This window comes from Pseudomonas sp. S5F11 (genome assembly GCF_019641515.1).
GTDB classification, from domain to species: domain Bacteria; phylum Pseudomonadota; class Gammaproteobacteria; order Pseudomonadales; family Pseudomonadaceae; genus Aquipseudomonas; species Aquipseudomonas rhodesiae.
The window spans coordinates 3063821-3090369 of the sequence record NZ_JAIFJZ010000001.1 but is presented as its reverse complement, the minus strand read 5'-3'; the positions used below and the strand labels follow the sequence as shown (position 1 = coordinate 3090369).

Below are 26549 nucleotides of genomic sequence, written 5' to 3'. Positions count from 1 at the left end.
TATGCGCCTGAAGAGTTTGATGAGGTTTTAACATGGCTGAACGTCTGAATAACGACTTCCAGTTCATCGATGTCGGGCGCAAAGATCCGAAGAAGAAACTGTTGCGTCAACGCAAGAAAGAGTTCGTGGAAATCTACGAACCCTTCAAACCCCAGCACTCGGCCGAACAGGCCCACCGTTGCCTGGGCTGCGGTAACCCGTATTGCGAATGGAAGTGCCCGGTGCACAACTTCATTCCCAACTGGCTGAAGTTGGTAGCCGAGGGCAACATCCTCGCTGCCGCCGAACTGTCGCACCAGACCAACACCTTGCCGGAAGTGTGCGGCCGGGTGTGCCCACAGGATCGTCTGTGCGAGGGTGCCTGCACCCTTAACGACGGTTTCGGCGCGGTGACCATCGGTTCGGTGGAGAAGTACATCACCGACACCGCCTTTGCCATGGGCTGGCGCCCGGACATGTCCAAGGTCAAGCCGACCGGCAAGCGCGTGGCGATCATCGGCGCGGGCCCGGCGGGCCTGGGTTGTGCCGACGTGCTGGTGCGTGGCGGCGTGACCCCGGTGGTGTTCGACAAGAACCCGGAAATCGGCGGCCTGCTGACCTTCGGCATCCCCGAGTTCAAGCTGGAAAAAACCGTACTGAGCAACCGGCGCGAAGTGTTCACCGGCATGGGCATTGAGTTCCGCCTGAACACCGAAGTCGGCAAAGACGTGACCATGGAGCAACTGCTCGCCGAATACGATGCGGTGTTCATGGGCATGGGCACCTACACCTACATGAAGGGCGGTTTTGCCGGTGAGGACCTGCCGGGCGTGTACGACGCGCTCGACTTCTTGATCGCCAACGTCAATCGCAACCTGGGCTTTGAAAAGTCGCCGGAAGACTTCGTCGACATGAAAGGCAAGAAGGTCGTGGTACTCGGCGGTGGCGACACGGCGATGGACTGCAACCGCACCTCGATCCGCCAGGGCGCCAAGTCGGTGACCTGTGCGTATCGTCGCGACGAAGCCAACATGCCGGGCTCGCGCAAAGAGGTGAAGAACGCCAAGGAAGAAGGCGTGAAATTCCTCTACAACCGCCAGCCGATCGCCATCGTCGGTGAAGACCGCGTCGAGGGCGTCAAGGTGGTCGAGACCCGTCTCGGCGAACCGGATGCCCGTGGCCGTCGCAGCCCCGAGCCGATTCCGGGTTCCGAAGAGATCATCCCGGCTGACGCCGTGGTCATCGCCTTCGGTTTCCGTCCAAGCCCGGCGCCGTGGTTCGAGCAGTTCCAGATCCAGACCGATAGCCAGGGCCGCGTCGTCGCCCCGGAACAAGGCCAGTACAAGCACCAGACCAGCAACCCGAAGATCTTCGCCGGTGGCGATATGGTGCGCGGTTCGGACCTGGTGGTGACGGCGATCTTCGAAGGCCGCAACGCCGCCGAAGGCATCCTGGACTACCTGCAAGTCTGACCCCGATCCCGGGTTGAAATGGGATCAAAAGGTGGGAGGGGGCTTGCTGTGGTGAGCGGGCTTGTCCCGCGCCGGGCTGCGAAGCAGCCCCTTTGATCTGCGGTGAACGGTCACCAGATTCATTGGCTGACACACTGCAATCGGGGGCAAGCCCCCTCCCACATAGGTTCCAGATATTGTCGTAAATCAACCCGATAGACAAAAGGCACCGCTCTTGCCGTGCCTTTTGTGTCGCGCTCTGAGAAAATGCCCGCACTTTTTTTGCGGATGCCGACATGACTGCCCTCAAGAACGACCGTTTCCTTCGTGCCCTGCTCAAGCAGCCCGTAGACGTCACCCCGGTATGGATGATGCGTCAAGCCGGGCGCTATCTGCCGGAATACCGCGCCAGCCGCGCCCACGCCGGCGACTTCATGAGCCTGTGCATGAACCCGGCGTTCGCCTGCGAAGTCACGATGCAGCCGCTGGACCGCTATCCACAACTGGACGCGGCCATTCTGTTCTCCGATATCCTCACCATCCCCGATGCCATGGGCCAAGGCCTGTACTTCGAGACCGGCGAAGGCCCGCGTTTCAAGAAAGTCGTCAGCACCCTGGCCGACATCGAAGCCCTGCCGATTCCCGATCCGCACAAAGACCTGGGCTATGTGATGGACGCGGTCAGCACCATCCGCCGCGAGCTTAACGGCCGCGTGCCGCTGATCGGCTTCTCCGGCAGCCCGTGGACCCTGGCGACCTACATGGTCGAAGGTGGCTCGTCGAAAGACTTCCGCAAGACCAAGGCCATGCTCTACGACAATCCACAAGCCATGCACCTGCTGCTGGACAAGCTGGCCCAGTCGGTGACGTCTTACCTGAACGGCCAGATCATGGCCGGTGCGCAAGCGGTGCAGATTTTCGATACCTGGGGCGGCAACCTGTCAGCTGCGGCTTACCAGGAGTTTTCCCTGGCCTACATGCGCAAAATCGTCAGCGGCCTGATCCGTGAACACGAAGGCCGCAAGGTGCCGGTGATTCTGTTCACCAAGAACGGCGGCCTGTGGCTGGAAAGCATCGCCGATGCTGGCGCGGACGCCCTGGGCCTGGATTGGACCTGTGATATCGGCGACGCCCGTCGCCGGGTCGGCGATAAGGTCGCGCTGCAAGGCAACATGGACCCGACCGTGCTGTACGCCAAGCCGGAAGCGATCCGCGCCGAAGTCGGCCGTATCCTGGCCAGCTACGGCAAAGGCACCGGGCATGTGTTCAACCTGGGCCACGGCATCACCCCGGAGGTAAACCCGGACCACGCCGGCGCTTTCCTGCAAGCAGTGCACGAGCTGTCCGCGCAATACCACCAGTAACATCCCGCCTCAAGCGAGCCGCCCTCTGTCTGGCAGAGGGCGGCTCGTTGCGCTTCAGCGTTTGTTAAGTCCTGCCTTGGTACGCTGCCGAGGTTGGGATTTCTCCTACAGCCTTCGGTAACTGCCTCGGTAAAAATCCTACCCGACTCTTCAGCTCGCCAGTGATTGGCGTTTATTGTCAGGTGATATCAGGATGAACACTTCAGCGTATTCAACGGGCCAGAAACTCCTGCATTGGATTTCGGCCGTCATCATTCTGTGGGCATTGTTATCCGGTTTTTTCGTCGCCGTGTTCGGTGTGCCGGCGTCGGTCAAGGCGTGGGTCGCGTTCTTCAATGTGTCGTTGACCACCGCCTATATCCCGATCTTCGTGTTGCGGGTGTTCTGCTCTTTCAGCCACGGCCTGGATTTTTCAAGCAAACGCACGGTGCAGGAGTACCTGGCGTTGCTGGTGCACAAGGCGATGTACCTGGTGCTGGCCGTGGTGCTGGCGACGGGTGTGCTGATGATGGACCGCCCGATCAATATCTTTAACCTGGTGTCCATTGCGCCTTTTGAGAGCGACGCGACGCGCATCGCCCTCTACACCCGCGTGCATGTGCTGTCGTGCGTGGCGTTGTTGCTGATGCTGGTGCTGCATATCGGCGCGGTGGTGATGCATGAACGTCGCGGTAAACGGGTGATGGCGCGGATGTCGTTTACGCAGCCGAAGGTGCCTCAGGCCGAGGCCAGCGGCGGTAACTTGGCCAGCCTCAACGCCACCAGCAACGCCCCGGTCAGCAAGGTCAGGATAAACGCGCCGATGCCATTCCAACCGGCAAAGTGCCAGAAGAACCCGCCTGCCGTGCCGGCGATACTGGAGCCGGCGTAGTAGCAGAACAGGTACAGCGAGGAAGCCTGGCCCTTAGCCTTGGTGGCCCGGCGGCCGATCCAACTGCTGGCCACCGAGTGGGCACCGAAGAAGCCAAAGGTGAACACCAACATGCCCGGCACCACCAGCCATAACGGCGATAGCAGGGTCATGGCCATGCCGCCGAGCATCACCAGGATGGTGGCCCACAGCACGCGCCGGCGTCCGAGGCGGTCGGCCAGCGAGCCGATCTTCGCCGAGCTGTAGATGCCCGAGAGGTACACCAGCGACAGCAGACCCACCACGGCCTGGCTCAGGTCGTACGGATCGGCCAGCAAGCGATAGCCGATGTAGTTGAACAGCGTCACGAACGCGCCCATCAGCAGAAAGGCTTCAAGGAACAGCCATGGCAGGCCGGCATCCTTGAAGTGCATGACGAAGCCTTCCAACAGGCTGCGCGGCCGCAAACTACGGGGGCGGAAATTGCGCGATTCGGGCAGGATTTTCCAGAACACCGTCGCGGCGATCAGTGCCAGGGCGCCGATGATCAGCATCGCGGTGTGCCAACTGACGAAATCGATTAACACGCCGATGATCAACCGCCCGCTCATGCCCCCGATCGCGTTGCCGCCGATATACAAACCCATGGCCAGACCGATGTGTTGAGGGTGAATCTCTTCGCTCAAATACGTCATGGCCACGGCCGCCAAGCCACTGAGCGACAGCCCCACCAGCGCGCGCATCAATAGGATGCCTTCCCAGGACGGCATCAGGCCGCTGGCGATGGTGGCAAACGCGGCACAGAACAACGCGGCCACCATCACCGGTTTACGCCCCAGGGTGTCGGAAATCGGCCCGGTGATCAGCAGCCCCAGCGCCAGCATTGCCGTGGAAACCGAGAGCACCAGGCTGCTCTGCGCCGCATTGATGGAGAATTCATGGGACAGCGCCGGCATCATCGGTTGTACGCAATACAGCAGGGCAAACGTGGCGAAGCCGCCGGAGAACAGCGCGAGCACCGTGCGCATGAACAGCGGTGTGCCTTTTTCGATGTACTCGTCGTTGAGTTGAGCCACCACCTCATCCAGGGCGGTGGGTGGAAGATCATGAGCGAGTGGCGCAACAGCAGATTTCACAGGAACCTCGGGGGAGCAAAAGCCTGCCAGGCGGGCAATGGAAAAAAGAATATAGCTGGCTAATGATTCTTTCCAATATATTGTTCGACCTGTTTGATAGCTTAAACGACCTAATGAGGTGGGCATGGAATTGCGACATCTGCGGTACTTCATCGCGGTCGCCGAAGAATTGCACTTCGGCCGCGCCGCGCAGGTGTTGGGCATCTCGCAACCGCCCCTGAGCCAGCAGATTCAGGCATTGGAGCATGAGGTGGGGGCGCGGTTGTTCGAGCGTACCAATCGTCGGGTCGAACTGAGCGAGGCCGGGCGTCTGTTTCTGCAAGAGGCACGCCTTGTGTTGGCCCAAGTCGATAAAGCCGCGGACGTGGCGCGGCGTGCGCAGTTGGGCGAACTGGGGGAATTGAAGATTGGCTTCACATCATCGGCGCCGTTCAATGCCAGCATTCCCCAAGCCATCTTTGCGTTCCGCCAGGCGTTCCCGGCGGTTCACCTCAACCTGCAGGAAATGAGCAGCACCGAGGTGGCCGAGTCGCTGGTGGATGAGTCGATTCAGGTCGGGCTGATGCGACCGTTGCCTTTGCCGGATTCGTTGGCTGTGATCGAGCTGATGCGAGAACCGCTGGTGGCCGTGTTAAGCGCCGGCCACCCCCTGGCGCAAGGCTCCGAGCGTGGTTTGCACCTGGCGCAATTGGCGGAAGAACCGTTTGTGTTTTTCCCACGCAGTTACGGTAGTGGCTTATACGCCCAACTGCTCAACCTGGCCCGCGACGCCGGCTTCAGCCCGCGCTTCGCTCAGGAAGCGGGTGAGGCCATGACGATTATCGGGTTGGTGGCGGCGGGGTTAGGCGTGTCGGTACTGCCGGCGTCGTATCAGCGCATCCGCATCGATGGCGTGGTGTATCGCACCTTGCTGGACCCGGAGGCGGTGACGTCAGTGTGGCTGGTGCAACGCAAGAGCGCACAAACGCCAATGGGCAAGGCATTCGTGGAATTGCTCACGCGCAAGGCCACGCAGTAATCGTCGAGCCGCCCGAAAAGGGGCCGCTGCGCGCCCCAGCGCGAGGCAAGCTCGCTCACCACAGAGGTTGTCTCACTACATAGGTTGCCTCACCACAAGGTTGTCTCACTACATAGGTGAGGCTTCCTACGGTGAGTCCGGTTGTTGTGGTGAGCGGGCTTGCCCCGCGCTGGGCTGGGCCGCCGCCCCCATCCCATGCGCCAGTTGAACGGCATCGGTTGAAAAAGGGGCCGCTGCAAAAATGCTCGGCTTATCACCACATAAGATGGGCCGACCATCGAAGGGGGTAGTGCTTGGCCTCAGTTCTACTTTGAGGTGCCGGTCTGCTCAAACAACTGCGCCGCCGACCCTGCCTCGCCACTCACACCATTGCTGCGCAAGCCTGCCTTGATGTCGTTATCCAGGTTGTTCACCCAACGGTTGTAGTTGCGATGGATCTTGCCGTCCTTGTAGCCCAGGTCGCGGCTGTCGCGGTAGGTGATGGCGTAGCTGCTGCGGGTGTAGCGGATGTCGATTTCAGCGTGGTACTGGCCGCGCACGGTGATTTCGGCCTGCACCAGTTGCGGGCTCAGGCGTTGCACAGTCCATTCGCGTTTCTGCAAGGCGTTGACGATCACCTGCTTCATTTTTTCTTCGCTGACCTGAGTACCTGCCGGTAGCTCACTGTGAGGGTTGAGCACCGGTTTGCTGGTGCAACCGGCGGCGGTCAGCAGGGCCAACGTGATGAAGGTGGCGCGTAGCAAGGAAGACATTCCGTTTTCTCCAATCGATTAAAAATCAGGACCAGCGGCGAAAGATCAGTGACGTATTGACGCCGCCAAAGGCGAAATTGTTATTCATCACGTAGTCGTGGTGCATCTGGCGAAAGCCACCTTGCAGGTAGTCCAGTTCGCCGCACTGCGGGTCGACGGTGTCGAGGTTGAAGGTGTGCACGTACTGGTCGCGGTTCATCATTTCGATGCTGAACCACGACTCCAACGCGCCGCACGCGCCGAGGGTGTGGCCCAGGAAGCTCTTTTGCGAACTGATAGGCATGCGGCTGCCGAACAGGCTGCTGGTGGCCAGGGTCTCGGCGATGTCGCCTTGATCGGTGGCGGTGCCATGGCCGTTCACGTAGCCGATGGCGGCCGGTGCCAGGCCGGCGTCTTCCAGGGCCAGTTCCATGGCGCGGCGCATGGTTTTCTGTTCCGGGCGGGTGGTGTGCTGGCCGTCGGCGTTGCTGCCGAAACCGACGATTTCCGCATGGATATGCGCACCGCGCGCCAGCGCATGTTCCAGTTCTTCCAGCACCAGCATGCCGCCGCCTTCACCGATCACCAGGCCGTCGCGGCCGCTGTCATAGGGGCGTGGGCTGGTTTGCGGTGCGTCGTTTTTCAGGCTGGTGGCGTAGAGCGCGTCAAACACCATGGCTTCGGTGGGGCACAGTTCTTCGGCGCCGCCGGCGAGCATCAACGGCAGGCGCCCGAACTTGATGGCCTCGTACGCGTAGCCGATGCCCTGGCTGCCACTGGTGCAGGCGCTCGAAGTGGGAATCAAGCGCCCGGTCAGACCAAAAAAGATGCTGATATTGGCCGCGGTGGTGTGCGGCATCATGCGCACATAGGAGTTGGCGTTCAGCCCCTCGGCCACCGAGTTGAGCAGCATATTGCCAAAGGCTTTGATCTCATCGGTGCTGCCGGTGGACGAACCACAGGCCACGCCCATGCGCCCGTCCTTGATCGACTCATCCCCGAGCAAACCGGCATCCTGCAACGCCTGCTCCGCAGCCCACACCGCCAGGCGCGAGACGCGGCCCATGCTGCGCAGTTGCTTGCGCGTCCAGTGGGAGGGCACCACGAAATCGTCGATGGGCCCAGCCAAGCGCGTGTTCAGTTCGGTGAAACGGTCCCATTCGTCCATGCGCCGGATACCGCTGCGGTTGGCGCGGAAGTTGGCCGAGATGGTCGGCCAGTCGCTGCCCAGGGAGGTCACGCCGGCCATGCCGGTGACGACGACACGCTTCATCAACATAGGCCCCCATTCACCGCCAGCACCTGGCGGGTGATGTAACCGGCCTCGGCGGACATCAGGAAGTTCACCGCCCCGGCGACTTCTTCCGGGGTGCCCATGCGCTGTGCCGGGATCATTTTCATCAGTTCCTCGACGGGTACGTTTTCGTCCAGCATGGCCGTGTCGATCAACCCCGGCGCGACGCAGTTGACCGTGATCTTGCGCTTGCCCAGCTCGATGGCCAGGGCCTTGGCCGCGCCGATCAGGCCGGCTTTCGAAGCGCTGTAGTTGACCTGCCCGCGGTTGCCGATCAGCCCCGATACCGAGGTAATGCACACGATGCGCCCGGCCGCGCGACGACGGATCATCGGCATCATCACCGGGTGCAGCACATTGTAGAAACCGTCCAGATTGGTGCGCATCACCACATCCCAATCGTCCTCCGACAAGGCCGGGAACGCGCCGTCGCGGGTCAGGCCGGCGTTGAGCACCACGCCGTAATAGGCGCCGTGTTGCTCCACATCGGCTTCAAGGATGTGCTTGCAGCTGGCGCGATCCGCCACGTCGAATTGCAGCACCCGCGCCTGACGGCCCAGGGCCTGGATCTCGACCTGCACCGCATCCGCCTCGGCGCGGCCGCTGCGGCAGTGCAGCACAATGTCGTGGCCCGCCTGGGCCAGGCGCAGGGCAATGGCGCGGCCGATGCCACGGCTGGAGCCGGTGACCAGTACGGATTCAGTCATGGCGTTTCGTCCTTCGATTCATCTAAATAGGCGGCCGCCTGGGGCGGTCGAAATACGTTCAAGCGCGCGCTGGCGTGGAACCCGTCGCCGCGCAGGTGGCATTCGAACACACCCATGCCATTGTCGTCTTCCAGGGAGCGCAGGCCGTGGATGCTCAGCTCGGCACCAGCCGGGAAGTGCTCGACGTTGCACTCGAACTTACGCGTGCCGAGCAGGAAGCCCAGCGCCACCGGCTCGCCTTTGCGGCGGGCATGGCAGCCGGCATAGGCGGCCACGCTCTGCGCCATCAGCTCGATACCGACCCAGGCCGGCAGGCTGCCGTCAGGGCGGTTGAACAGGCCGCCGGGCTTGACGGTGGCGCGGGTATGAATCTGTTCGTCGTCGAACGACAGCACCTGGTCGATCAGGATCATGTCGCCCGCGTGGGGGATCAGTTCGGCGAGTGGCCAATCGATCATGGGGCCTCTCCGATAATCAGGCTGACGTTGTTACCGCCGAAGGCAAACGAGTTGCTCATCAGGCGCGTGTTTTTCAAGGGTTCGCCGACCCGTGCCCACTGCAAGGCGGGGAGCGCAGGGTCGGCCTCGCCGTCCCACACATGGGGCGGCACCTGGCCGTGGCGCAGGCTCAGCCAGCAGAACGCCGCTTCCAGCGCCCCAGCGGCACCCAGGGTATGGCCGCTCATGGGTTTGGTCGATGAGCAGCTCACGCCGTCGGGGAACAGGCTGGCGACCGCCAGGCTTTCCATGGCGTCGTTATGTTGGGTAGCCGTGCCGTGCAGGTTCAGATAGCCGATCTGCTCCGGCGCCAGTTTCGCGCAGGCCAGTGCCTTGCGCATCGCCTGGAGCGCGCCTTTGCCGCTCGGCTCCGGCGCGGAGATATGGTGCGCATCGCAACTGGCGCCGCTGCCCAACAGGGCGATGGGCGCCGGTTGCCTGCTCATCAGAAACAACACCGCCGCTTCGCCGATATTGATGCCGTCGCGGTTGCGCGAAAACGGGTTGCAGCGCGTGTCGGATACCGCCTCCAGCGCGCTGAAGCCGTTGAGGGTCAGCTTGCACAGGCTGTCCACGCCGCCGCAGATCACCGCATCGCACAGGTCCAGGTCCAGCAGGCGTCGGGCACTCATCAGCGCACGGGCGCTGGAGGTGCAGGCGGTGGAAATCACATAGGCCGGGCCGCTCAGTTGCAACCAGTCGGCAAGGAAATTGGCCGGGGCGCTGAGTTCCTGTTGCTGATAGTCATAGGTGCCGGGGAAGCGGTTGTCGCGCAGGTACTCGGCAATGCCGCGACTGGCTTCGTCGATGCCCGAAGTGCTGGTGCCGAGCACCACGCCTACTCGCGATGCGCCGTAGGTGTGGATCGCCTGGCGGATCTCTTCTTCGATTTGCAGCGCCGCTTCCAGCAACAGTTGATTGTTGCGACTGCTTTGCTGGCCCAGCTCAGGCGGGATACTCGCCAGCTCGCCCTGCACGCCGCCCACTGGCAACACGCGTTCGGGCACCCAGCCGCTTTCGGCGCGCATGCCCGAGCAGTCACCGGCGAACAGGCGGCGGCTGACCTCAGCCTGGCCACGGCCAAGGGCGCAGATCACGCCGAGGGCGTTCAAGTACGCGCTCATCGTGCGGTACCCAGCGGCGTGATGCGGTAGCTCAAGGGCTGTCCGACGATGTTCACGCTGAACACCTCTGAAGACTGGTAGATGATTTGCCAATGACCCGGCAGGGTGCGGGTCAGGTCGCGTGCCTGGGCGCTGGGGTACAGCGCGCGCACGTCATCGGCCGACGTCAGGGCAAACAACAGCGCGGCGAACAACTCGCGGGCCTGGGGGTTGGGCGGCAGCAAGCCATCGGCCTGCCACTGGCCATCGACCAGTTTCTGCCGGGCTTGGGGGATGCCCAGCGGATCCATCATCGACCAGCGAATCGCGCCGCCTTCGCGTTGCACCACCAGCAGCCAATCCTGGCTCTGGCCATCCGCCAGGCGCTGCACATGCAGTTGCAGCGGCAGCGGCAAGCTCGGGGTGGTGGCGGGCAGCGGTGGCTGGCTGGCGCAGGCGCTGAGCAGCAACAGGCAGCCGATCAACAGTGCGCGAATCATGGTACGACGCTCGCCAAGGGTTTGCGTGCCACGCAGTTGACCAGGGTTTCTTCGCGCTGGCCCACCGGTTTCGGTCGGCGCAGGCGCAGGCGTTCGAGCAGGCCGAAATCCTTCGAACGGCTCCACCACAGGTACGGGTACGAGACATTCTGCGGGCCGAACTCAAAGCCTTGCTCGCGCAGCATCGCCAGATACCCTTCGGCGCTTTTCTGCACGTGCATGGGGTGGCGGAACAGCCAGCGGATCACCCAGGTGTCGATATAGGCTTCGGTGGATTCGGCAAACAGCAGGTAGCCGCCGGGTTTGAGCACCCGGTAGAACTCTTGCAGCGCACGCTGCTGTTCCACCAGATGGTGGAAGGTCTGGTGGCAGAACAGTAGGTCGACGCTGTTGTCCGCCACATCGAGGGTGGCGCAATCGCTGCCGATCAGCTCGACGCTCAAACCCTGGCGCTCGGCCTCGGCCTGGCTCATCTGCAAACTGTGAGGGTCGGCATCCAGGCCGATCAGGCGTGCCGGCGCGAATGCTTGTTGTAGCAGGGTGAACGACTTGCCCTGGCCGCAACCGGCGTCCAGCAGTACCGGCGCCTGGGGCAGCGGCTCGCTGAACAGGCCGCGCAGGTCGTTGATCGCCACGCGCAGCACGTGGTGCTGCCAGGTGTGGCTGCGCAGGAACCACAGGCCGAAGCGGGTTTCCTCGACGTAGTTTTTGCTCAGGTATTGCGTGCTCATACCGGCTCACTCGCACAGATTTCCGACAACATCCGCAAACGTCGCTTGGGCTCGCTGACGAACGGGTTGCGCTCGTCCCACGCATAGCCGGCGAGGATCGAGCTGATCATACGGCGAATCTCCGGGGCACTGCCCGGATGGAAAATAACGTCCTGGAACGTCCCGGCGTACCAGCCTTCGACGTAGCAGCGGAAGGTGTCGACACCGCGCTTGAGGGGCGCGGCGAATTCGGTCTGCCAATCCACCGCCTCGCCGCTCAACTGGCGGTGCAGCACGCCGGCGGCCATGCTGGCCGAGCGCATGGCGATGGTCACGCCGGAGGAGAACACCGGGTCGAGGAATTCCGCCGCATTGCCCAAGAGCGCGAAGCCTGGGCCGTGCAAGGTCGTGACGTTCGCCGAATAGCCGTCAATGGTGCGCGCCGGCGTGTCCCACACGGCGTTTTGCAGCACGCCGGCCAGGCTTGGGGTTTCGGCGATAAAGCCGCGCAGGCAGGCGTCGAGGTCATCGCCACGGCCGTCGAAATGTTCCTTGGCCGCGACCACGCCCACCGAGCAACGGCCGTTGCTGAAGGGAATGGTCCAGAACCAGATATCGCGCTGGGTGGGATGGGTGGTGACGAGGATTTTGGTGCGGTCGAAGCCTGGATGTTCGATGCGATCCTCGATGTGGGTAAACACCGCTTGGCGCACCGGGAAATTCGACGGCGCTTCCAGGTCCAGCAGGCGTGGCAGCACGCGGCCGTAGCCGCTGGCATCGAGCACGAACTTGGCCTTGAGGTGATACTCGCTGCCGTTCTCGCGGCGCACATGCAGGTAGCGGCATTCGCCTTTGAAATCCACGCCGACGATGGTTTCGCCGTAGCGGATGTCCACGCCTTGCAGCGCGGCCTGGTCGGCCAGCAATTTGTCGAACTCGCCGCGTTGCACCTGGAAGGTGGTGGGCTTGCCGTCGCTGAAGGTGTCACTGAAATCGAACGCGCTGTAGCGCTCGCCCCAGGCGAACGCGGCGCCGGTTTTCAGTTGGAAACCGGCGGCCTGCACAGCGTCCAGCATGCCGGCTTCTTCGATGAAATCGATGCAGTGGGACAGCAGGCTTTCGCCGATCGAGAACCGTGGAAAATGCTGGCGCTCGATGATCAATACATCATGCCCTTTGCGCTTGAGCAGCGCGGCGGCGATGGCACCTGATGGGCCGGCACCGATCACCACGACCTGGCGGCGTTCCATTTCAACTGTGGGCACGAGGGCTCCTTGCCGCATTGGCGATAATCACATTCATAAGGCATGTTTCTGCTGGCCGGCCCAGGGCGCCAGCATAAAGCTGAACGCCAGGCCCAGGCTGACCGATAGACCGAAATTACTGACTGCGGGTGTACTCGACACTGCCAGCAGGCCGAACGACAACCATGTCGTCAGCGCCGCCAGCAGTGTTCCTAACAGGCTGACCGCAGCGCCGCCGATCTGTTCGCGCATCAGGATCGCGTAGTCGACACTGATCGCCGTCACCAGCAGCAGGCCGAACAGGCTGAACAACGTCAACGGCTGGCCCAGCCAACCGAGGCTGGCCAGGCTGCACAGCGCGGCGAGCAATGGCAGCGCGACGATACGCAACGCACCGCCGAGGCCAAATGGCACGATCAGCAGGATGACGATCAACCCGCACGACAGCAGTTTCAATTCAGCGGCGCTGATCTGCGTGGCGGCGAACACCCGATTCAAGTCGCCCAGGCGATCCACCAGTTGCACGCCTGGCAGGTCCGCCGCCTGCGCGTGCAGCAACGCCGGGTTGTTCAAGCCTTGCAGGCTGACCATCGCCGCCACACCGCCGTCCACCGGGCCCAGCCACAGGGTGCGCCAGGGTTCGGCCAGCGGGCCCGCTAAGGCGGCATCGATATCTTCGGTGGGCAGGGCCTGCAATTGCGCGATTTCGGCGTGCAGGGCACTGGCGGGAACGCCGAGGTCCAGCAGCGGCTGACAATGCTGCGGCAGGCGGTTCAACGCGTCACGCACTTGCTGTTGCTCGGCGGGGCGACTGACCAATTGGTTGAGGGCCAGGTAGCCTTGCAGTTTGTTCATGTTCACCAGTTGATCCAGGCGCTGGCCCAGCGTGTCCAGGCGCTCCAGCAACTGGGGTTGATCCGGCGCGCGCACCAGAAAGAACTGGCTGGTGGGCTGGAACCCGGTGATGCGCGCCACGGCCTGGGCCTCCTGGAGCAACTGCGGCGGCGCGCCGATCCATTGGCGAATGTCGTTCTTGGTGTTCAGCTGCCACAGGCCGCCCGCGCAAAACAGCAGCACCAGTGCCAGCAATACGGCACTCGGGACACGCTTGAGCAAGGCAACGCGCAGTTGCCACAGGCGTTCGGCGATGCGCAGCGGCCATTGCGCCGGGCGCAGTTCGACGCCGTTGAGCAGCGCCGGCAACAGGCACACCGCCGACAGGTACGCTCCCACCAGCCCGGCGGCGGAGAACACGGCGATCTGGGTCAGTGCCGGGAACGGTGTCCAGGCCAGCGCCAGGTAGCCGATGCAACTGGTCGCCAGGCTCAGGCTCAGCCCCGGCAGCGTCAGGCGCAGCGCCGGCCAACTGCGCCACGGTTGCAGGCTCCAGCTTTTGGACAGGTAGTGCAGCGGGTAATCCACGGCCACGCCGATCAGGCTGGAACCCAGCACCAACGTCATCACATGCATATGGTCGAACAGCGCCACACAAGCCACCGCGCCGAACAACATCCCCACCAGTACCGGCACGAACGCCAGCAGCACGCGCCAGCGCCGGAACGCCAGCAACAGCAGCAACAGGATGCCCACGGTCGCGCCGCCGCCGACCCAGGTGATTTCGCGAGTGGCCTGTTGCTGACCGTTGGCGGCGTACAACAGGCCGCTGGCGGCCAGCAATTGCGCGCCATGCTCGCCGGCCTCGGCACGGCTGGCTTGGAGCAGGTCCGCCACGCGCAGTGGCAGGTGCATGTCGAAGGCGTTGCCGGTGGTGCGCGCGCGCAGCAGCACCCAGCTCTTGCCGTCGGCATCGGCAATCAGCGCGCCGCTGCCGATGTCCAGTTGCACCGAGCCACGTTGCGGCTGGCTGTTCTGGATGCGCCCGGTCAGGCCCAGCCAATCGTCCTGGCTGGGCACCAGGCTGAACCCGGTAAAGGGGTCGAACAGCGCCTGCACCCGCTGCTGAATGAAGGCGTCGGGGTGTTCGATCAACTGCTCGCGGTCTTTGCCCGACAGCATCGCCAGGCGCCCGCGCAGCAGTTGCTCGCGCAGCGCCGGCAGGTCGGCTTGCAGGTTCCACTGCACTGTTTCAAACAGGCCGCTGGCCTGCCAGCGTTCGCCCAATTGCTGGGCCACGGCCACCGCCTGCTGGCGGTCGGTGTGGCCCACCAGCACTAGCATCTCGCGGTTCAGCGGCTCCTGCATGCGCTGCTCGGCTTGCAGTTCCAGGGCATCCGGCGTGCTGCCGGGCACCAGCTCCATCAGGTTGGCCGACAGCGGCGCGCCATGACGCCACTGCCAGCCGGCCAGGGCCAGCACGGCCACCAGCAGGATCAGGAACAGGCGCGGCAACTGGCGCTCACTGAGCAAAGTCATGCTGCTGCGCATCGCTGAGGGGAAGGTCGGCGCGGCTGTCCTGCATGCGCAGTACGGTGCTGTCGCCCTGGGTTTCCAGCAATTCGATGGTCTGCACCAGCGCGCCGCCATTGATGTTGATCTGGTTGAACACCTGCTTGAGCAGCAGCGAGCGTGGGATCAAGGTCAGCGTCCATTGCGTGGCCTCGCCTTGAAGGTGCAGCTCGAAGTCCCGTTGCAGGCCGCTGCTGTCGCCCTGTAGCACGGCGAGGAACAAGCGATTCTGCTCGGCGCCGGCGCTCTTGTTCGGCAGCAGCTGCCAGCCATTGGCATCACGGCGGGCGATGCCTTGGGCGCTGATGCGGTAATCCTGTTGCAGCGGCGTCTTGAGCAGCCACAGCAGGCCGTGGTCCTTGGCCAGGACGAAGGTGCCTTTGCTGACCAATGGCTGCGGCAGGGCGCGCAGGTGTTTTTCCTGGATAAAGCTGCCTTGGACCACCGAGGGCTTGGCCAACTGATCGCTGAGTTGTTGCAGGTCGAAGGCGTGGGCTTGAAGCGACAGCAGCAACGCGCCAAGGAAGGTGATCAGTTTCATGACAAGGCCCTGTCGACGGCGTCGGTGAAGACTTTGGGGGACGCCAGCTGCATCTCGCGAGTGGCGATTTCTACCGCCACCTGCACGGTGCTGGCGCGGGTCAGGCGCTCGCCGCTAGCCCGGTCGGTGATCAGGTAATTGACCTTCAAGCGGTTCTCCCACTCCACCAGGCTGGCGCGCACGTTGAGGGTCTGGCCGAACACCGCCCCGCGCACATAGCGCAGCTGCATGTCGATGACCGGCCAGGCATAGCCCGAGTCGAGCATGTGCGTGTAGTTGTGGCCGATCTTGTCCAGCAACGCGCAGCGTGCCACTTCCAGGTATTTCACGTAGTGCCCGTGCCACACCACGTGCATGGTGTCGACATCGAAAAACGGCACGAGGATCTCGGTGTCGCAGTGCAACACGCCCTGACTACGCATGCAGCCTCCAGTGTTGTTCGGCGATGCGTTGCAGACACAGGCGCAGCTCGCCTTCCAGGGCGCGGTCTTCGATCACCGGCGGGAAGTCCTTGGCCAGTTCCGCGTGCATGGCCGCCAGGGCCGGTGGCAGCGGGCGGGCGTCGTCGGCCTGGGCACGCAGCCACACGCCTTGATTGGCGGCCAGCAGGGTGGCGGCGGCAACCTGCTCGGTCAGCTCCAGCACGCGGATCGCATCGCGGGCGGCGATGGTGCCCATGCTGACTTTGTCTTGGTTGTGGCATTCGGTGGAACGTGAAAACACGCTGGCCGGCATGGTGTTTTTCAGCGCTTCGGCGGTCCAGGCGCTGGTGCCGATCTGCACCGCCTTGAAGCCGTGGTTGATCATGGCGCGATCCGCCGGCGCGCCGGACAGGTTGCTCGGCAGGCCGTGGTTGTAGCGCACATCCACCAGCAGGGCGAGCTGGCGGTCGAGCAGGTCGGCGACGTTGGCCACCAGGGTCTTGAGGCTGTCCATGGCAAAAGCGATATGCCCGCCGTAGAAGTGCCCGCCGTGCAGCACGCGTTCTTCTTCGGCGTCGATGATCGGGTTGTCGTTGGCGCTATTGAGCTCGGTCTCGATAAACCCGCGCAACCAGCCCAGGCTGTCGGCCAGCACCCCAAGCACATGGGGCGCGCAGCGCAGCGAGTAGCGATCCTGCAGGCGATGCAGCGGCGCGGTCGGTGCGTCGATGGCCAAGTCCTGGCGCAACCACGCGGCGACTTGCATCTGACCCGGGTGCGGCTTGGCGGCGAACAGGCGTTCGTCAAAGTGCTCGGGGTTACCTTGCAGCGCCACCACGTTCAGCGCGGTAATGCGCGTGGCCAGTTGCAGCAGATAGTCGGCGCGGGCAAACGCCAGGCACGCCAGGCCGGTCATCACGGCGGTGCCGTTCATCAAGGCCAGGGCTTCCTTGGGGCGCAGTACCAGCGGCTGCCAGCCCAGTTCGCGATGCACATCGGCGGCCGCGCGGCGCTCGCCACGGAACAGCACCTCACGCTCGCCGGACAGCGTCGCCGCCACATAGGACAGCGGCGTCAGGTCGCCGCTGGCGCCCACCGAGCCTTCTTCCGGGATCAGCGGCAGTATGTCGTGTTCCAGAAACGCTTGCAGGCGCTCCAGCAGTTCAACGCGCACCCCGGACACTCCGTGGCACAGCGACTGCAAGCGCGCGGCCAGCACCGCACGGGTGGCCTGGGCGTCGAGCAATTTGCCCAAGCCGCAGCCGTGGAAGGTGTACAGGTGACGGGGCAGGGCTTCGACATGCTGCAACGGTACCGCCACCACGCAAGAGTCGCCGTAGCCGGTGGTCACGCCGTAGATCACGCCTTCCTTGTCCAGCAGCGAGTCGAGGAACTGCGCGCCCTTGGCGATGCGCTGGCGATAGGCCGCGTCGCCTTGCAACTGGGTAGGCACCTTACGGTTGGCCAGGGCCAGCACGTCTTCGATGCGCAGGGGGCGTTCGCCAAAGGTTACCGGCTCAAGATGCGTCGTCATCGGTCTTCCAGAAAGGGTAAAAGTTGAACCATTGTTGGGGCGCTTCCAGACAGAAATCGGCCAGGCGCGCGGCGTAGCGTGAGGTCCACTGGGCGATGACCTGCTCGCGAGTGCTGCGTTTCCATTCGATCGATGGCGCGAACGGCTCGATGGTCAGGCGATAACGGCCATTGTGCTTGAGGCACATCAGCAGGTTCACCGGGCAGTTGAGCAGGCCGGCCAAGAGCCAAGGGCCCTGGGGAAATGCGGCGGCATGCCCGAGGAAATCCACGCGCACCGTGCGCCCGCCGTGCAGCGGCACGCGGTCGCCGGCAATTGCCAGCCATTCGCCTTCGTCCAGGCGCTGGCTGAGCAACAGCATGGTGGCCGGGTCCAGCTCGCTGACCTGAATCAGGCGCAAATGGGTCGCGCCGGCTTCGCCCAGCAAACGGTTGAAACGTTCGGCGTGCTTGGTGTGTACCAGCACGTTCATGGTCACTTGTTCGCCGATTTCCGCCAGGGCGCGGCACACTTCCAGATTGCCCAGGTGCGCCCCCACCAGCATCTGCCCGCGCTCGCCGCGCAATTGCCCGCGTAGCTTGGCCGGGTCGTCGATGTCGATTTGTTCGATGCGCAGCTTGCCGTTCCACACATCGAGCTTGTCGAGCAGGGCGTCGGCGAAGGCCATGAATTGGCCGAAGACTTTTCTATGGGAGGGGCGCAGTTCATCGCGCCCGCTCCACTCGGCCAGGCGTTGCTGGTACTGCCAGGCGCTCTGGCGCGCGGTGCGGCCGAACACGAAGAAGTACAACACGATGCCGTACAGCACCGGGCTCAGCAGGCGCCGGCCCAGCACTTTGGCGGCGAACGCGGTGAGTTTCATCAGCCAGTAGCTGCCGCGTTCTTCGCGGTCGGCCCAGTGCTTGGTGCTGTCGCTCATGCCTGCCACCGCCGCCACAGGATCATCGGCGTGCGCACCAGCATGCCGAAGAACAAACGCGTGTGCATGGCGCTAATGCGCACGTTGTCGTGGAACAGCCGGAAGTGCGACAGGCCATCGGCCGGGTAGTGGACTTGGGTGGGCAGCCAGCGCATTGGTTGGTTGCGCCAGGCCAGGCGCACCAGGATGTCCGAGTCGAAGTCCATGCGCGTGCCGATGTAGGCCGAGTCCATCAGTGCCAACACCGGGGCCAGCGGGTACACGCGAAAGCCGCACATTGAGTCGCGGATCTGCAGCGACAGGGTGTTGATCCACACCCACACATGGGTCAGGTAGCGAGCGTACAGGCGGCCTTTGGGCACGCTGTCGTCGTATTCGGGGTAGCCGCAGATCAGCGCGTCGGGCTGGCGGCGGGAGGCTTCGATAAAGGTCTCGACTTCGCGCAGGTCGTGCTGGCCGTCGGCATCGACCTGCAAGGCATGGGTAAAGCCCTGGCGTGCGGCCTCACGAAAACCGGCCATCACCGCACCGCCCTTGCCCTGGTTGTGGGGCAGGGTGACCAGGCTGACGTTGTCCAGAGTGGCCAACTGCGCCAGCACCGCTGCGCAGGCCGGGCTGCTGCCATCGTCCACCAACAGGCACGGCAGGCCGCTTTTCAACAGGCTATGGACCACGGCGGGCACGGCGGCTTCGTGGTTATAGACCGGGATCAGGGCGCAGGGCTTATGCATGGGCGGCTTCCAGTTGGATGCGGCCGCTGGAACAGGCCGCGATGCCGTTGCGGTAGGCGAAATACAGCTTGCCGCGCTCTGCGTCGAAGCGCAGGTGCAGTTCGATCCGGTCGCCTGGGCGTATCAGTTGCTGGAACTTGAGCACTTCCATGCCGGCAAAGGTCGACGGCAAATCCAGCAGTTGTTGGCCGAGGTTGAATGCCCACTCCACCTGCACCACTCCCGGCAATACCGGAGTGACCGGGAAATGCCCGCTGAAATAGGCTAGGTCCGGCGGCACGCTCAGTTGCAGTGTCCACTCGCCGTTAGCTTCAACCTGTTCCAACACCTGCGGCGCCTTGGGCCGTGGCGCCATGAGCAGCGCCGCCACGTCGGCCTGGGGCAGTTTGCCTTGGGCGTTGAGTGGCAATTGACTCAGCAGGCGCCAGCGGCGTGGCAGGGCCAGGGCTTCGCAATGTTGGCTCAAGTGCTGTCGCAGGGTCTGGGTAACGCTGCGCCGGCCCTGATTGCGCAATGCATGCAGGCCGGCGGCGCTCAGCACCACCAGCGCGCCGAGGGACGCGCGGCTTTCCTGAACCACGCCCAATCGCGTTTCGGCGACCCATGGATGGGTCATCAAGGCCTGTTCGAGCATGGGCAGGGAGATACGTTTTTCTTCCAGCTTGACGATGCGGTCCAGACGTCCCAGCAGCTCGAAGCGGCCATCGGCATGCAGGCGTGCGGCGTCGGCGGTCTGCTCGATATGCCCAGGGGGCAGGTACGGCGACGCGATGCGCAGGGCGCCGTCGGCATCCTGGCTCAGGTGCACATCGGCAAACGGCTGCCAAGGTTGATTGCCCTGGCGCCAGGCGATGCCGCCGGTTTCCGAACTGCCGAGGATTTCAGTGGGCCATTGTTGCAGGCGTTCATACAGACTGCTGGCGGCTTCCACCGGCAGCGCACCGCCGGATGAGAACACCCGCGCCACTTGGCTCAATGCCGGCCAATCGAGGTTGTCGCCCATGCGCTTGAGCAGCGCCGGGCTGGCCACCCAGGCGAACCGGGCGTGTTCGCGGCTGGCGCGCTGCAAATCTTCGGGGAAGGCCAGTTGTTGACGTACAAATGTGCGACCGGCGCACAGCGGCCACAATACGCGGAACAGCAAGCCGTAGATATGCTGCGTGGCGACACTGCCGACGATGCAGGCACCGTCGAGGTCGGCGCCCCACAAGGTTTCCAGGGCCTGCACTTCGTTGGCCAACTGGCGCAGGGTCTTGTCGATGCGCTTGGGTTCGCCGCTGGAGCCGGAGGTGCACAGGCTCAATTGGCAGGTGTCCAGGTCCAGCGCGGACGGGCTCAGGGCGGCCTGATACAAGGCGTCGAGGTCCGCGGCCTCGGTCAGCCAGGCGTCGACGGTGTCGGCCCAGCGTTGACGGGTTTGGGGTTGCAGGTCGGCGGGCAGCAACACGCTGGCCCCGGCACGCCAGGCGCCCAGCAAGGCGATTGCCAGCAGGCCGGCATCTTCCAGGTGCACGGCCACGCGTTGGATGCCACGGCGTTGCAGCCCGGCGCCCAGGCGCAAGGCCTGGTCCCACAGTTGGGCGTGATTCAGGCCTGCGCACACCGAACGCTGCGCCACCGGCTCAAGCAACAGATGCTCAAGGTTCAACCAATTCATACGCGGCCCCGCACCCTTTGTCGTACCAGCCATTCCACGGCAAACAGCAGCCCCATCAGCCCGTAGGCGATCAGGCCGTTGTACAACGTCCACCAGCTCAGCGGTGCCCACAAGGTGAGGGCGGCCGCGAGCAGGCCGTTAGCTAAGAAGAAAACACTCCAGACCACCGTGACCTGGCGCGTGTACACAATTGCCTCGGGGGGCAGTTGCGGTTCCGTCATCCGCGCCAGGCGCTCAACAATCGGTGGGCCGTATTTCAGGCTCAAGCCGAACAGCGTGAGCATGAACGCGCTGACCAGGCTCGGGTACCAGCGCAGCAGCTGCGGGTTGTCGAACCAGGCCAGCAACAGGCAGAACACGATCACCGCCACCGCCATCCAACGGCTGCCAGGGCGCCGCGCAGCGGTGAGCGCCCGCAACAGCCATAGGCTGCCCAGCAGCAGGCCGAATTGCCACGGCGCAAAATGCTCGGTGCCGTAATACACCGCGAAGGGGTACAGCAGCCCCGCCAGCAACAGGCCAAGGCCGATCAGCCGGCTCATGCGGCTGGTTGGACCAGACGGTACACCGCCTCAACCACATCGTTCACGGTGCGCACGGCCTTGAATTCCTCGGCAGCAATCTTCTTGCCGGTCTGGCGCTTGATATGGTCGATCAGGTCCACCGCATCGATGCTGTCGATTTCCAGGTCCTGGTACAGGTTGGCGTCGAGGGTCACGCGTTCAGGTTCCAATTCGAACAGTTCCACCAAGGCATCGCGCAGGGTGTTGAAAATATCGTCACGAGTTTGCATGGTCCGGTCTCAAGCTGCCTGGCGGGCCGTGACGAACGCCGCAAGGCTGGCCACGTTGGTGAAGTGGTTGCGAGTGTCCTTGGCGTCGGCGTCGATCTTGATGCCGTACTTTTTCTGGATGGCCAGGCCCAGTTCCAGGGCGTCCACCGAATCCAGGCCCAAGCCTTCGCCGAACAGGATCTGGTCGCTGGGAATATCGTCCGCGCCGATGTCTTCCAGGCCCAAGGCCTCGATGATCAGCGTCTTTATGTCGTGCTCAAGGCGTTGTTTGTCGCTCATCTTCGGCGAGCTCCTTAATGAAATAGTGGTGCAGGTAATCGTTGAGCTTGCGTGAAGCCTGGGGCGCGGGGCCCAGTGCAGCGAACGCCTGTGGTTCTATATCGGCGCCAACCCGCAAACTGAAGTGCACGCGGCGTTTAGGAATGCGATACCAGGGTTCGGCCTTGGTCAGGGTGGTGGGGCTGACCTTGATCACAACGGGGGTGATGATTGTCGCACCTCGCAATGCAATGGCGGCGCCCCCGCGATGAAAGGACGGCGCGGCACCGGGAGTGGTGCGGGTGCCTTCGGGAAAGATGATCAGGGTTTGCCCGCTTTGCAGGGCAGCGGCGGCGGCATCGAGCATTTCGGCGCTGCCGTCGTTGCTGATATAGCCGGCGTCGCGCACCGGCCCGCGGGTGAAGGGGTTCTGCCACAGGCTCTGCTTGACCACGCAATTGGCCTGGCGCACCAGACCGATCAGAAACACCACATCGATCAGCGACGGGTGGTTGGCAATAATCATCTGGCCGGGACGGCCGAGTTTTTCCGCGCCTTCGACGCTATAAGTCAGCACGCCCGCGCGTTGCATCAGGCGAATAAAGAACCAGAACAACCAACTGATGGTGTGCCGCGCGCGCCCTCGATGCCGGGCCGCACTGCCTGGCAGGCAACTGAGCAGGGGGAACACCAGCAGGCGCAAGCACAGCCCACCGAAACCGAACAGCACGAAGCTGGCAGCGGTGGCGAACAGGCGCCAGTAGTAGGCGTCCCGGGGCTTGTTGGTCATGGCTTGCGTTGCCAATTCCATACGCGGTTCTTCCAGGCATGTTGGCAGGCACCCTGGTCGGTGAGCAGGGCGCGCAGCAGGTTCAGGGCGTGGGGCCACTGGGTTTGAGTGGCTTGGACAGTGCCGGTGGTGAGTTCCAGTTGCCACTCGTCGCCTGGGGTGAGCAACAGGCCGAGTGCATATGGAAACGGCACGTCATGGATCCAACTGGTATAGGCGGCGGGCGGTTGTTCTTCGGTGATCACCAGCAGCACCGCCGGCGCGCCTTCCTGGAGCAGCGCGGCGGCTTCGAGCAGACCGTGTTCCAGGCCGTCGCCGGCGGCAGCGAGGGCGGTCATTTCGCTGGTTTCATTGCGCAGGATCGACCACAGGCCGATCACGGCGTTGTGCACCGATAGGCTGAACTGGGTCGGCGACAGCGGTTGTTCGTGGGCCAGATCGCTGAGGATATCGAGGGTGCGCGGGGTTTCGCCGTGGCGCGAAATGAATACCAGCGGCAGGTCTTGAAGGCCCTCGGCCAGCGGCCAGCCCACACTGAACGCCATGCGCGCCAGACGGCTCAAACGCCGACGTTGTATTGCCGGCAGAAATGACACGTCGGGAGAAGCTTCGCTTTCAGGCAGCAACACCGGGGCCTGGCACCACGCGTGCCAGTCGTCCGCACTCTCCAGGCCAGGGGCCCAGGCGCGCCATTGGGCGATGTTGAAATTGATCACTGAGAAGTTATCCCGCCCCTGCGGGCTTCCATGTGCGGCATTTGGCCCCGAATACCGGGACAGGCAGCAAGCGCCGAATGGCGCGCATTATCCGGGTGCCGTGGGGTTCTAGCAAACATTGGTAAAAAATTGTTCAAGGCCGATTACAAAATCGTGGGAAAGATTTGCAGATTGTCCGTTACCCAGGCGCTAGTTGGGCTGTCGGACCCTTCCTAAACCTTCGTGTGTGACGTACTACGGCTTTCGGTCGATGCAGCAGTGCATGGATGAACGAGGTAGCTAACAGGCGCTTTTGCCCTCTACACTCGGACATTCATTGATACACGGAGGTTTTTCCATGCGGCGTGTGGTGTTCAATCAGAAAGGCGGCGTGGGCAAATCCAGCATCGCCTGCAACCTGGCGGCGGTCAGCGCCAGCGAAGGCTATCGAACCCTGTTGGTTGACCTGGATGCACAAGCCAACTCTACCCAGTACCTGACCGGCCTGACTGGGGACGATATCCCCATGGGAATCGCCGATTTTTTCAAGCAAACCCTGTCTTCCGGACCGTTTTCCAAGAAGAACAAGGTGGATATCTACGAAACGCCCTTCGATAACCTGCATGTGATCACTGCCACCGCCGAGTTGGCGGACCTGCAGCCCAAGCTCGAAGCCAAGCACAAGATCAATAAATTGCGAAAACTGCTGGACGAGCTGGACGGCGATTACGACCGCATTTACCTCGATACCCCGCCAGCCTTGAATTTTTATGCGGTTTCGGCGCTGATTGCCGCTGATCGCGTATTGATCCCCTTCGATTGCGACAGTTTCTCGCGCCAGGCGCTGTATGGTCTGTTGGCGGAAATCGAAGAGTTGAAAGAAGACCATAACGAAGGGCTGGAAGTAGAAGGCATTGTGGTCAACCAATTCCAGGCCCGCGCCAGCTTGCCGCAACAGATGCTCGACGAGTTGATCGCCGAAGGCCTGCCGGTGCTGCCGGTGTACCTGGCCAGTTCGGTACGCATGCGCGAGTCGCACCAGGAAAGTCGCCCGCTGATCCACCTGGACCCACGGCATAAGCTGACTCAGCAATTTGTGGAACTGCATAACCTGCTGGAAAACGCCTGACCTTCAAGCGCCACACAGATCCAAGGTGGGAGGGGGGTTGCCCCCCACCCACGGCGTCCAGCATTGTCTCGGTGCGGTTATATCCCCTGGCTACGCAACCAGCTCATCAATTGCGGCAGCGGAAACGCACCGCTCTGGCGCGCCACTTCGCGGCCGTTCTTGAACAGGATCAAGCTGGGGATCGAGCGAATCCCCAATTGCGCTGACAACTGCTGGTTGGCCTCGCTGTCGAGCTTGGCCAGGCGGCACTTGCCTTCCAGCTGACCGGCTGCTTGTTCAAACACCGGCGCAAACGACTTGCACGGCCCGCACCAGTCGGCCCACACGTCCACCAACAGCGGCAGATCGCCCTTTATCTGGCTGGCGTAGTCGCCTTGTTTCAACTCAAACGGCTTGTTCAGCAATACGGGTTGCTTGCAACGCCCGCATTTGGGCGCATCACCCAGGCGTTCGCCGGGGATGCGGTTGAGGCCGTTGCAATGGGGGCAAGGGATGACAAGAGGTTCGGACATGATGGGCTCCTGGAATGGCCAATGGATTCTATTTGGCGCCGCCGCCGGTGTTTATCAAGGTAGCCAGCAGCGGGCTACCTCTCGATTTCACGACGAGCAACTGATTTCCAGGTGTTTGCCCCAATCCGGAGGCCGTTGCGCGTACTGTTCCATGCCTGCCTGCACCTCGAACGGCTGGCTCAGCACCTCATGTAGCCGCCGCACTTCGCTGTAATCGCCTGACTCGGCGGCGGTAATGGCGTTTTGTGCGAGGTAGTTACGCAGGATGTACAGCGGGTTGACCGCGTGCATGCGTTCGCGGCGTTGTTCTTCGGTGTAGTCGCCGTCCCGTGTGATCCGCGCTGTGTACAGCTCGGCCCAGGCATCGAAGCCGGCCAGGTCGACAAAGTCATCACGCAAGCGGCTCACGGCCAGCACCGCCGGTTCATCCCCCAGGCGGCGGAAGAACAAGGTGTAGTCCACGCCACTGTTCTGCATCAGTTGCAGCAGGCGTTCCACCAGTTTCTGGTCAGCCTCTTCGGCCGTGGTAAGGCCCAGGCGGCGGCGCATCAAGTCCAGGTAATGGGCTTGGTACAGCGGCAGGAATAAACCCAGCGTTTCCTTCAAGGCATCGACGCTGATAAACGGCGTGAGCGCCTGGGCCAATGCGCTGAGGTTCCACTGGCCAATCGGCACCTGGTTACTGAAGGAATAGCGCCCTTCATGATCGGAATGGTTGCAGATGAAGTGCGCGTCGAAATCATCCAGAAACGCAAACGGCCCGAAGTCGAAGGTAATGCCCAGGATCGACATATTGTCAGTGTTCATCACCCCGTGGCAGAAACCATAGGCCTGCCATTTAGCGATCAGTTCGGCGTTGCGCTCGACGATTTCGCGGAACATCGCCAGGTACGGTTCCGGCTGTTCGCGGCATTCGGGGTAGTGCAGGTTGAGTACGTGCTCGGCCAGTTGCGCCAACTGCTCGGACTTTTGGGTGTAATAGAAATATTCGAAATGCCCGAAGCGGATATGGCTCGGCGCCAGGCGCAGCAGCATGGCGCCGCGTTCCTGTTTCTCGCGCCATACCGGTGTGTCGGAGCCGATCACGCACAGCGCGCGGCTGCTGGGGATGCCCAGCGCGTGCAGCGCCTCGGATGCCAGAAACTCACGGATCGACGAGCGCAATACCGCGCGGCCATCGCCCATGCGTGAGTAAGGCGTCATTCCCGCACCTTTGAGGTGCAGGTCCCAGTGCTCGCCGGCGGCGTTGTATGCCTCGCCCAGCAGCAAGCCGCGGCCATCGCCCAGTTGTGGGCTGTAGCCGCCGAACTGATGGCCGGAATACACCATCGCCCGCGGCTCTGCTTCGGCCCACAGTTTGTGGCCGCCAAACAGCTCGGCGAACAGCGGCGTGTCGGCCACCGATGGGTCGAGATCGAGCAAGGCCATGGCCCCAGGACTGGCCACTACCAGGCGCGGCTCGTCGAGAGGTTCGGGCAGAACGTGGGTTGAAAACGCGTCGCCCAGGCGTGCGAAACGATTGTCGAAGGTCAGGTCGTCGAGGGCTTTCACCGGCCATCTCCAGCAGAATGTCCGAGC

General features: G+C 63.2%; 27 protein-coding genes and 1 pseudogene. 5 read left to right on the top strand and 23 right to left on the bottom strand.

What is annotated here, in order from left to right:
• Positions 1 to 32 precede the first annotated feature (32 nt).
• From K1567_RS13990 to K1567_RS13980, 3 genes and pseudogenes are all read left to right on the top strand, one after another.
• Positions 33 to 1451: an FAD-dependent oxidoreductase gene (locus tag K1567_RS13990; RefSeq protein ID WP_034095515.1), complete on the top strand. Its 1419-nt coding sequence runs from the start codon at positions 33 to 35 to the stop codon at positions 1449 to 1451.
• A 275-nt stretch (positions 1452 to 1726) separates the two neighbouring features.
• The gene (hemE, locus tag K1567_RS13985; protein WP_034095516.1) at positions 1727 to 2794 is read left to right on the top strand and encodes a uroporphyrinogen decarboxylase; all 1068 of its coding nucleotides are present in this window, start codon (positions 1727 to 1729) and stop codon (positions 2792 to 2794) included.
• Between the two features lie 193 nt (positions 2795 to 2987).
• A pseudogene (locus K1567_RS13980) lies at positions 2988 to 3476 on the top strand (cytochrome b/b6 domain-containing protein); the annotation flags it as partial.
• 35 nt (positions 3477 to 3511) lie between these two features.
• Here the strand turns inward: K1567_RS13980 and K1567_RS13975 are convergent.
• Complete coding sequence (locus tag K1567_RS13975) at positions 3512 to 4732, bottom strand: MFS transporter (protein ID WP_258535406.1); 1221 nt, start codon at positions 4730 to 4732, stop codon at positions 3512 to 3514.
• 172 nt (positions 4733 to 4904) lie between these two features.
• Between K1567_RS13975 and K1567_RS13970 the strand changes: the two genes are divergently transcribed.
• On the top strand, positions 4905 to 5798 hold the full coding sequence (locus tag K1567_RS13970) for a LysR family transcriptional regulator (RefSeq protein ID WP_034095518.1): 894 nt from the start codon (positions 4905 to 4907) through the stop codon (positions 5796 to 5798).
• Between the two features lie 305 nt (positions 5799 to 6103).
• Here the strand turns inward: K1567_RS13970 and K1567_RS13965 are convergent, their stop codons facing one another.
• Genes K1567_RS13965 through K1567_RS13870 form a run of 20 tightly spaced genes read right to left on the bottom strand, consistent with a single transcriptional unit; the run spans position 6104 to position 23351 of the window.
• Entirely contained in the window at positions 6104 to 6550 is a 447-nt protein-coding gene (locus K1567_RS13965; protein ID WP_099313041.1) for a hypothetical protein, read from the bottom strand.
• A 25-nt stretch (positions 6551 to 6575) separates the two neighbouring features.
• Positions 6576 to 7802: a beta-ketoacyl-ACP synthase gene (locus K1567_RS13960; protein ID WP_034095712.1), complete on the bottom strand. Its 1227-nt coding sequence runs from the start codon at positions 7800 to 7802 to the stop codon at positions 6576 to 6578.
• Positions 7802 to 8530, bottom strand: a complete 729-nt coding sequence (gene fabG, locus K1567_RS13955) for a 3-oxoacyl-ACP reductase FabG (RefSeq protein WP_034095520.1) — start codon at positions 8528 to 8530, stop codon at positions 7802 to 7804. Before fabG ends, K1567_RS13960 begins: the two co-directional genes overlap by 1 nt.
• A complete protein-coding gene (locus tag K1567_RS13950) occupies positions 8527 to 8988 on the bottom strand; it encodes a hotdog family protein (protein ID WP_034111448.1) in 462 nt (153 codons plus the stop codon). The genes fabG and K1567_RS13950 overlap by 4 nt, the downstream gene beginning before the upstream one ends.
• Positions 8985 to 10151 carry a beta-ketoacyl-[acyl-carrier-protein] synthase family protein gene (locus K1567_RS13945; RefSeq protein ID WP_034095522.1) on the bottom strand — a complete coding sequence of 389 codons (1167 nt, stop codon included), beginning with the start codon at positions 10149 to 10151 and terminating at the stop codon, positions 8985 to 8987. Before K1567_RS13945 ends, K1567_RS13950 begins: the two co-directional genes overlap by 4 nt.
• A complete protein-coding gene (locus K1567_RS13940) occupies positions 10148 to 10630 on the bottom strand; it encodes a hypothetical protein (protein WP_034095523.1) in 483 nt (160 codons plus the stop codon). Before K1567_RS13940 ends, K1567_RS13945 begins: the two co-directional genes overlap by 4 nt.
• On the bottom strand, positions 10627 to 11361 hold the full coding sequence (locus tag K1567_RS13935; protein WP_034111451.1) for a class I SAM-dependent methyltransferase: 735 nt from the start codon (positions 11359 to 11361) through the stop codon (positions 10627 to 10629). Before K1567_RS13935 ends, K1567_RS13940 begins: the two co-directional genes overlap by 4 nt.
• The gene (locus tag K1567_RS13930) at positions 11358 to 12605 is read right to left on the bottom strand and encodes an NAD(P)/FAD-dependent oxidoreductase (RefSeq protein ID WP_220698577.1); all 1248 of its coding nucleotides are present in this window, start codon (positions 12603 to 12605) and stop codon (positions 11358 to 11360) included. Before K1567_RS13930 ends, K1567_RS13935 begins: the two co-directional genes overlap by 4 nt.
• A 33-nt stretch (positions 12606 to 12638) precedes the next feature.
• A complete protein-coding gene (locus K1567_RS13925) occupies positions 12639 to 14957 on the bottom strand; it encodes an MMPL family transporter (RefSeq protein WP_169867912.1) in 2319 nt (772 codons plus the stop codon).
• Positions 14941 to 15531 carry an outer membrane lipoprotein carrier protein LolA gene (locus K1567_RS13920; protein ID WP_047881435.1) on the bottom strand — a complete coding sequence of 197 codons (591 nt, stop codon included), beginning with the start codon at positions 15529 to 15531 and terminating at the stop codon, positions 14941 to 14943. Before K1567_RS13920 ends, K1567_RS13925 begins: the two co-directional genes overlap by 17 nt.
• Positions 15528 to 15953, bottom strand: coding sequence for a thioesterase family protein (locus K1567_RS13915; RefSeq protein WP_034095527.1), 426 nt, complete (start codon positions 15951 to 15953; stop codon positions 15528 to 15530). Before K1567_RS13915 ends, K1567_RS13920 begins: the two co-directional genes overlap by 4 nt.
• On the bottom strand, positions 15946 to 17487 hold the full coding sequence (gene hutH / locus K1567_RS13910; protein WP_169867913.1) for a histidine ammonia-lyase: 1542 nt from the start codon (positions 17485 to 17487) through the stop codon (positions 15946 to 15948). The genes K1567_RS13915 and hutH overlap by 8 nt, the downstream gene beginning before the upstream one ends.
• Positions 17471 to 18406, bottom strand: coding sequence for a glycosyl transferase (locus tag K1567_RS13905; protein WP_034095529.1), 936 nt, complete (start codon positions 18404 to 18406; stop codon positions 17471 to 17473). The genes hutH and K1567_RS13905 overlap by 17 nt, the downstream gene beginning before the upstream one ends.
• Positions 18403 to 19137: a glycosyltransferase family 2 protein gene (locus K1567_RS13900; RefSeq protein WP_169867914.1), complete on the bottom strand. Its 735-nt coding sequence runs from the start codon at positions 19135 to 19137 to the stop codon at positions 18403 to 18405. The genes K1567_RS13905 and K1567_RS13900 overlap by 4 nt, the downstream gene beginning before the upstream one ends.
• Positions 19130 to 20794 (bottom strand): acyl-CoA synthetase family protein, encoded by a 1665-nt coding sequence (locus tag K1567_RS13895; protein WP_169867915.1) that lies wholly within the window; start codon positions 20792 to 20794, stop codon positions 19130 to 19132. The genes K1567_RS13900 and K1567_RS13895 overlap by 8 nt, the downstream gene beginning before the upstream one ends.
• Positions 20791 to 21336, bottom strand: coding sequence for a membrane protein (locus K1567_RS13890; protein ID WP_034111460.1), 546 nt, complete (start codon positions 21334 to 21336; stop codon positions 20791 to 20793). Before K1567_RS13890 ends, K1567_RS13895 begins: the two co-directional genes overlap by 4 nt.
• Positions 21333 to 21587, bottom strand: a complete 255-nt coding sequence (locus tag K1567_RS13885) for an acyl carrier protein (RefSeq protein WP_003209389.1) — start codon at positions 21585 to 21587, stop codon at positions 21333 to 21335. Before K1567_RS13885 ends, K1567_RS13890 begins: the two co-directional genes overlap by 4 nt.
• Before the next feature lie 9 nt (positions 21588 to 21596).
• Positions 21597 to 21866 (bottom strand): phosphopantetheine-binding protein, encoded by a 270-nt coding sequence (locus tag K1567_RS13880; protein ID WP_034095533.1) that lies wholly within the window; start codon positions 21864 to 21866, stop codon positions 21597 to 21599.
• Positions 21844 to 22656 carry a 1-acyl-sn-glycerol-3-phosphate acyltransferase gene (locus K1567_RS13875; RefSeq protein ID WP_034095534.1) on the bottom strand — a complete coding sequence of 271 codons (813 nt, stop codon included), beginning with the start codon at positions 22654 to 22656 and terminating at the stop codon, positions 21844 to 21846. Before K1567_RS13875 ends, K1567_RS13880 begins: the two co-directional genes overlap by 23 nt.
• Positions 22632 to 23351, bottom strand: coding sequence for a beta-ketoacyl synthase chain length factor (locus K1567_RS13870; protein ID WP_034095535.1), 720 nt, complete (start codon positions 23349 to 23351; stop codon positions 22632 to 22634). The genes K1567_RS13875 and K1567_RS13870 overlap by 25 nt, the downstream gene beginning before the upstream one ends.
• A 337-nt stretch (positions 23352 to 23688) precedes the next feature.
• Here K1567_RS13870 and K1567_RS13865 point away from each other — a divergent pair, with 337 nt between their 5' ends.
• A complete protein-coding gene (locus tag K1567_RS13865) occupies positions 23689 to 24459 on the top strand; it encodes a ParA family protein (RefSeq protein WP_034095536.1) in 771 nt (256 codons plus the stop codon).
• 77 nt (positions 24460 to 24536) lie between these two features.
• Here K1567_RS13865 and trxC read toward each other — a convergent pair whose 3' ends face one another.
• Positions 24537 to 24971 (bottom strand): thioredoxin TrxC, encoded by a 435-nt coding sequence (gene trxC / locus K1567_RS13860; RefSeq protein WP_034095537.1) that lies wholly within the window; start codon positions 24969 to 24971, stop codon positions 24537 to 24539.
• A gap of 87 nt (positions 24972 to 25058) precedes the next feature.
• Positions 25059 to 26522, bottom strand: a complete 1464-nt coding sequence (gene selO / locus K1567_RS13855; protein ID WP_169867916.1) for a protein adenylyltransferase SelO — start codon at positions 26520 to 26522, stop codon at positions 25059 to 25061.
• Positions 26523 to 26549: the final 27 nt, after the last annotated feature.

What these genes read in the sequence shown, in the direction of transcription:
- K1567_RS13990 (WP_034095515.1), top strand. Translation starts at nt 33, where the DNA reads ATGGCTGAACGTCTGAATAACGACTTCCAGTTCATCGATGTCGGGCGC.
- hemE (WP_034095516.1), top strand. Translation starts at nt 1,727, where the DNA reads ATGACTGCCCTCAAGAACGACCGTTTCCTTCGTGCCCTGCTCAAGCAG.
- K1567_RS13970 (WP_034095518.1), top strand. Translation starts at nt 4,905, where the DNA reads ATGGAATTGCGACATCTGCGGTACTTCATCGCGGTCGCCGAAGAATTG.
- K1567_RS13965 (WP_099313041.1), bottom strand. Translation starts at nt 6,550, where the DNA reads ATGTCTTCCTTGCTACGCGCCACCTTCATCACGTTGGCCCTGCTGACC.
- K1567_RS13960 (WP_034095712.1), bottom strand. Translation starts at nt 7,802, where the DNA reads ATGAAGCGTGTCGTCGTCACCGGCATGGCCGGCGTGACCTCCCTGGGC.
- fabG (WP_034095520.1), bottom strand. Translation starts at nt 8,530, where the DNA reads ATGACTGAATCCGTACTGGTCACCGGCTCCAGCCGTGGCATCGGCCGC.
- K1567_RS13950 (WP_034111448.1), bottom strand. Translation starts at nt 8,988, where the DNA reads ATGATCGATTGGCCACTCGCCGAACTGATCCCCCACGCGGGCGACATG.
- K1567_RS13945 (WP_034095522.1), bottom strand. Translation starts at nt 10,151, where the DNA reads ATGAGCGCGTACTTGAACGCCCTCGGCGTGATCTGCGCCCTTGGCCGT.
- K1567_RS13940 (WP_034095523.1), bottom strand. Translation starts at nt 10,630, where the DNA reads ATGATTCGCGCACTGTTGATCGGCTGCCTGTTGCTGCTCAGCGCCTGC.
- K1567_RS13935 (WP_034111451.1), bottom strand. Translation starts at nt 11,361, where the DNA reads ATGAGCACGCAATACCTGAGCAAAAACTACGTCGAGGAAACCCGCTTC.
- K1567_RS13925 (WP_169867912.1), bottom strand. Translation starts at nt 14,957, where the DNA reads ATGACTTTGCTCAGTGAGCGCCAGTTGCCGCGCCTGTTCCTGATCCTG.
- K1567_RS13920 (WP_047881435.1), bottom strand. Translation starts at nt 15,531, where the DNA reads ATGAAACTGATCACCTTCCTTGGCGCGTTGCTGCTGTCGCTTCAAGCC.
- K1567_RS13915 (WP_034095527.1), bottom strand. Translation starts at nt 15,953, where the DNA reads ATGCGTAGTCAGGGCGTGTTGCACTGCGACACCGAGATCCTCGTGCCG.
- hutH (WP_169867913.1), bottom strand. Translation starts at nt 17,487, where the DNA reads ATGACGACGCATCTTGAGCCGGTAACCTTTGGCGAACGCCCCCTGCGC.
- K1567_RS13905 (WP_034095529.1), bottom strand. Translation starts at nt 18,406, where the DNA reads ATGAGCGACAGCACCAAGCACTGGGCCGACCGCGAAGAACGCGGCAGC.
- K1567_RS13900 (WP_169867914.1), bottom strand. Translation starts at nt 19,137, where the DNA reads ATGCATAAGCCCTGCGCCCTGATCCCGGTCTATAACCACGAAGCCGCC.
- K1567_RS13895 (WP_169867915.1), bottom strand. Translation starts at nt 20,794, where the DNA reads ATGAATTGGTTGAACCTTGAGCATCTGTTGCTTGAGCCGGTGGCGCAG.
- K1567_RS13890 (WP_034111460.1), bottom strand. Translation starts at nt 21,336, where the DNA reads ATGAGCCGGCTGATCGGCCTTGGCCTGTTGCTGGCGGGGCTGCTGTAC.
- K1567_RS13885 (WP_003209389.1), bottom strand. Translation starts at nt 21,587, where the DNA reads ATGCAAACTCGTGACGATATTTTCAACACCCTGCGCGATGCCTTGGTG.
- K1567_RS13880 (WP_034095533.1), bottom strand. Translation starts at nt 21,866, where the DNA reads ATGAGCGACAAACAACGCCTTGAGCACGACATAAAGACGCTGATCATC.
- K1567_RS13875 (WP_034095534.1), bottom strand. Translation starts at nt 22,656, where the DNA reads ATGGAATTGGCAACGCAAGCCATGACCAACAAGCCCCGGGACGCCTAC.
- K1567_RS13865 (WP_034095536.1), top strand. Translation starts at nt 23,689, where the DNA reads ATGCGGCGTGTGGTGTTCAATCAGAAAGGCGGCGTGGGCAAATCCAGC.
- trxC (WP_034095537.1), bottom strand. Translation starts at nt 24,971, where the DNA reads ATGTCCGAACCTCTTGTCATCCCTTGCCCCCATTGCAACGGCCTCAAC.